This is a genomic window from Cytophagia bacterium CHB2, assembly GCA_030263535.1.
In the GTDB taxonomy this organism is placed as follows: Bacteria; Zhuqueibacterota; Zhuqueibacteria; order Zhuqueibacterales; family Zhuqueibacteraceae; genus Coneutiohabitans.
On sequence record SZPB01000432.1, the window covers coordinates 1 to 4,759 of the forward strand.

5 protein-coding genes are annotated in these 4,759 nt (G+C 52.6%); 1 reads left to right on the top strand and 4 read right to left on the bottom strand.

Annotation, left to right across the window (positions count from 1 at the left end; genetic code table 11):
- The 3 genes from FBQ85_26605 to FBQ85_26615 form a co-directional block, all read right to left on the bottom strand.
- Window positions 1-378, bottom strand: a 378-nt coding sequence (locus tag FBQ85_26605; protein ID MDL1878704.1) for a DNA repair protein RecN, incomplete at its 3' end; no start/stop codon positions are given.
- 420 nt (window positions 379-798) lie between these two features.
- Window positions 799-3,063, bottom strand: a complete 2,265-nt coding sequence (locus FBQ85_26610) for a hypothetical protein (GenBank protein MDL1878705.1) — start codon at window positions 3,061-3,063, stop codon at window positions 799-801.
- A 166-nt stretch (window positions 3,064-3,229) separates the two neighbouring features.
- Complete coding sequence (locus tag FBQ85_26615; protein MDL1878706.1) at window positions 3,230-3,703, bottom strand: 6,7-dimethyl-8-ribityllumazine synthase; 474 nt, start codon at window positions 3,701-3,703, stop codon at window positions 3,230-3,232.
- 78 nt (window positions 3,704-3,781) lie between these two features.
- Here FBQ85_26615 and FBQ85_26620 point away from each other — a divergent pair, with 78 nt between their 5' ends.
- Window positions 3,782-4,009 carry a hypothetical protein gene (locus FBQ85_26620; GenBank protein MDL1878707.1) on the top strand — a complete coding sequence of 76 codons (228 nt, stop codon included), beginning with the start codon at window positions 3,782-3,784 and terminating at the stop codon, window positions 4,007-4,009.
- 188 nt (window positions 4,010-4,197) lie between these two features.
- On the opposite strand, the gene ribA is transcribed toward FBQ85_26620, so the two are convergent.
- Window positions 4,198-4,759: GTP cyclohydrolase II (ribA, locus tag FBQ85_26625; GenBank protein ID MDL1878708.1), on the bottom strand; the 562-nt coding region annotated here is incomplete at its 5' end.

Sequence of the window (4,759 nt, forward strand, 5' to 3'; positions counted from 1 at the left end):
GGCCAGCAATTCGGACAGTTCATCGAGCACGCTCGAGGACACCGGCGTGTCATTCACAAACGCGCGGCTCCTGCCCGTGGGATGAAACTCGCGCCGAATGAGCAAAGACTGATCATCTAAGAGATCGATTTCCTGCCGCCGCAGTAGCTCCAGAATATTTTGCGAACAATTGACAAAGAGCCCTTCGATCACCGCCTTGGTATCAGCCGCGCGCTGCGGATTGAATGCTGCTTTTTCACCCAACAAAGCGGCAATTGCGCCAACCAAAATCGATTTTCCCGCGCCGGTTTCGCCGGTGAAAATATTCAAGCCCGGGCCGAGTTCCAAGTCAACCTGATCGGCCAGCGCGTAATTCAACAGCGAAAGCTTTTGCAGCATTCGCCCAGCCTCCGTTTGCTGAGCGCCGGCCCGAGAGTTTGCAAAGATCAACCACCATCATCTTTGCAAAGCCCATGCCTGCCGGCGCTAGATCGTCATAAAATGCCGTTTAAGACTTATGCGCGCAACGCCGGCAAACACTTCTCCTTGCCAGCGGTTGCACCGCTGAAATATCTTACGTGGATTATACGCTTAGGCAGGATAATCAAAAAAATACAATTTGGCAAGAATCGTCTGTCACCCCAATCACCTTGCCGGACATCGAGCAGATTGTCCTTTAATGAAACATGAGGCGAAAAAAATCATACGCTTTTGTAACGTGTTTGAAGATGATTAATAAAATCTTTGACAGCAAAGCCGGTACAAATTTGTCCGCACTGTCAACTCTGCTTAACAAGCCCAGCGCTGCAGGCTCTCAACTCAGCGACGGATGACTGCGACTTTCCCCGCCTTACTGACGCCGGTTTCTTCTATATACGCCATAAAAAAGTACACGCCGCTTGGCACCAGCTTGCCGTCATTATCACGACCATCCCAGATGACTTGCGCGCCGGGCACTTGTTCGCGCGCAAAGGAACGCACCAACTCGCCCGAAGCGCTGAAAATTTTCACCGCGCTGTTTTCCGAGAGATTGCTGATAACGAAACGGCTGCCCTCCTCACCGAGGCGAAAGGGGTTGGGATAACCTGTAAGAAAGTTGAGATCAGATTTGGGCGCGGTGAACGGCGTGCGCAAACGCGAAATGCCGTTGGTGGTCGCGATCCAAACCTCCCCGTTTTCAGGATTGAACACCATATCCGTAATCGATTTGGAAACGAGCCGGCTGTTTTCGATGGTGATGGCAGAGAGTGAAAAATTATCTTCGCCGGAGAGCACGGAAATGCCGGCATTGGTGCCGATCCATTTGTTGTTGCGCGGATCGACTCTGATCACCTGCACCAGATCGCTGATCAAACCGAAGCGACTGCTCACGCCGCCGGCAAACCAATAGTTGAGTCCGCCGTCGGTGCCAATCCAAATGAAGCCGTCGCGATCTATCGCAATCGCATTGACACGGTTGTTGAGCAGATTATCATCCTCGTCAAGCTCGCCGGAGAGATCATCGTCGGATTTATCGTTGAGCGTGCCGCCGTAATCAATCACCGTGACGCCGTCGGTGCCGGTTCCAATCCAAATCCGGTCGCTGGTTTCGTTTTTTTCAATTTCTAGCGTCGTTACAATATCACTCGTGAGGCCTTCAGAGGTTGAAAAATATCTCCAATTACCGGCCGCAGTGTACACGGCAATCGCATTCGAATTGATGGCGTCATAGTTACAAACCCAAACGTTGCCTGCCAAATCCTGTTTTAGAAAAGGCACACATACGTAAGAAGGATCGTTGGACAAGGCGCTGGCAAGAATATTGTTGGTGTGATCGATGCGCGAGAATTCCAATTGCTCAAGTTCGCCTTTCACCACAGTAATCCCTCTTCCCCACGTGCCAATCCAGCGTTCGCCGTTTTGTAGCACGGTAATGTTGCGGCAATCATTCCAAATCATGGGATCATCTTTTGTGCTGAACGAGCGCCAGCGCTGGCCATCATACACGGTGAAAGCCACGGTCAAATCAGAAAGCCCGGAAGTACACCACAAATTACCTTGTTGATCCAGTGCCAACGATGAAATACTGTTGGATCCCGGTCCGTCCGGCTCACGCGGCAACCACTCCGTGGACGTATTCGCCAGTTCAAACAGCCCGGCATTCGAGGTTGCCAGCCACGGGGTATTAGCTTGATCAATCACCATGCCGGTAACCAATGGCACATTTGGCCCGACACGCTGCCAGGCGCCGGGAGTTGTCGCCGCAAACAGTCCGCTGGCTGTTGCGGCAAAAAGCGTCTCTTGTCCGTTAATGCTCGCGGAGGCAATTTGTTTAAGCGCAAGGTCGCCGAGATTGCCGGTGATATTGCTCCAATTTGCGCCGTTGAATTGTGCCACGCCGTTGCTCAAGGCGGCAGCGATTCGTCCTTGAAATTTGGCAAAACCCAGCACGGAATTTGATGTCAACCCCTCTGCCGTGGTAAAATTCGTCCAGCTTTCTGGCGCCAGCAAATTGGGCAGCGTCAGCGAGGTTTTGGCAATGCCGCGATCGGTGCCGGCCCATAAATCTTGTCCGTCGATAAAAATCGTGCGCACGGCTGTTCCGATCTCAAGCCGGTTCCCGAGATTCTTGTAGGTTTCCTTCACTTCTTTGCGATCGGTGCGATACAGGCTGACGCCGATGCTCAGCGCGATATACATCGAGTCGCCCTTTGCAACAAAATCCGAGATGCCGAACGACCTGAAATCGCTAACGCCGGAAAAAGAGTTTGAGGAGGGATCATAAACATTGATCAAGCCCGAGGCCAGACCCGCCCACACCCGGCCGTGTGCGTCGAAGCCCAGCGCCGTCAATTCGTTCTCGCTCAGGCCGTCGGTATTTCTAAAATAACGGTAGGCCTGTTCACTGCGATTCCAAAACAGCAAGCCGCCGGTGGTCGCTGCCCACACGCCGCTGGCGTTACTCTTTGCCGCTTTGATGTTGCGCATGTTGGTGAAGGATTCCCAAAGATTGTCGGAAAGATCGATGGCCGGGCTGGTTTGTGAAAAAACCGGAGTCTGCAAAAAGACAAATGCGGCGAAAAGACAGAACAGCGTTTTGCTCATGAGATACTCGACCTTTGTAATTTTAAACCGCACAACCGTGAGGCCATGACGTCATAAAGATGTTTGGCTTCGCCCGATCACAGCACATGAGTTTTACGGGGAGTCTTTGCGTTTTGCGGGTTGGCGTGAGTTGAACATTCATACTTGTGAAATTAAACCTGCAGGGCTAACCGGAAGTTTCCATGTTTGCCAAAAGATTTGCTGTCTCGATTGCCGCTAGCGCCGCATCCCAGCCTTTGTTGCCGGATTTGGTTCCGGCGCGCTCGATGGCCTGCTCGATGGTGTCCGTGGTGAGCACGCCAAAAATCACGGGAATGCCGCTGCGCACGCCGATTTCGCCCAGGGACTTTGAAACAAAGCCGGCAATGTGATCGAAATGCGGCGTGGCCCCGCGAATCAGAACTCCGAGACAGATGATGGCGTGAGGGCGCTTGCTCTCTGCCAGCTTGGCGGCGAGGAAGGGGATTTCGTATGAACCGGGGACGCGGTAAACCGAAATATTCTCTGCCGCCGCGCCGTGGCGCAACAAGCAATCTTGCGCGCCCTGCAGCAGTTGCTCTGAAATAAAACTGTTGAAACGGCTGACGATGACGGCAAAATTTTTATTCTGCGCGTTGAGGTGGCCTTCGAAGGTTGGCATGTTAACTCGATCGGTTTAACGTATGCACTTTGTCGTTTGAACGGTATTGCGCCGGAATAATAACAAAAATTCTTAACAATGCCAATAGAGTTTTGCGCCGGGCGCATCAAGTCCCGGCTCTTCCAGGTGGGAAATTCGCCCTGCTGGAACAGCACCGTGCTTTCGAACTGGCCGTTGGCATCAGCGGTGATGGGGTTGTTGCCCGGGCCGATCTTCGCACGCGGCGCCAGCCAGGGAATGTCTTCGATTCGTTCAGAACTGTCCGCCTGCAGCTCGTGCCAGGATTTCAGCAGTTCGTCACAGTGATTCGGCGCTCAACGATTTTTTTAAGTTGCGTTGAACACGGCAATGGCAGGGTGAAGCATCTAATGATCTAAAAAAGAATAACACCAGATGGACTCGCCCCCCCACAAATTGAGGCAAGTAACTTAATCGCAAAACATTTGAGATAGAATTTTACATTCGCAATTGACAAGACTCTTTGCCGCTGCTGACTACTTCAAATCCCACTCCCGTATCTCGACTTCTTCTCGGCCGTTTTCCGGAAAATCTTCCAGAATCAAATGCCCGAGCTTGTCACGCTTGGTTTCGAGATATCTGCGATTCGCGGTATTCGCGGGGATTTCAATCGGCACGCGTTCGACGATTTCCAAACCATAGCCCTCGAGTCCCACGATTTTTTTGGGATTATTCGTGAGCAAGCGGATTTTGCGGATGCCGAGATCATAAAGAATCTGCGCGCCAATGCCGTAATGCCGCAAATCCGCTTTGAAGCCGAGCGCTTCATTTGCTTCCACCGTGTCTTTGCCTTGATCTTGCAAGGCATAGGCTTTCACTTTATTCGCCAGGCCAATGCCTCTGCCCTCCTGCCGCATGTAAAGCAGAACGCCTTTGCCTTCGGCTTCAATTTGCGTCAAGGCCTGCGCGAGCTGATCGCCGCAATCGCAGCGCAGGGAGCCGAGAATATCACCGGTGAGGCATTGCGAATGCACGCGCACCAATGCCGGCTCGCCATCGCCGACCTCGCCTTTGACCACCGCAACGTGATGGTTGTCT

Coding starts and splice junctions, on each gene's coding strand:
- FBQ85_26620 (MDL1878707.1), top strand. CDS start 3,782: ATGCCAATAGAGTTTTGCGCCGGGCGCATCAAGTCCCGGCTCTTCCAG.
- FBQ85_26610 (MDL1878705.1), bottom strand. CDS start 3,063: ATGAGCAAAACGCTGTTCTGTCTTTTCGCCGCATTTGTCTTTTTGCAG.
- FBQ85_26615 (MDL1878706.1), bottom strand. CDS start 3,703: ATGCCAACCTTCGAAGGCCACCTCAACGCGCAGAATAAAAATTTTGCC.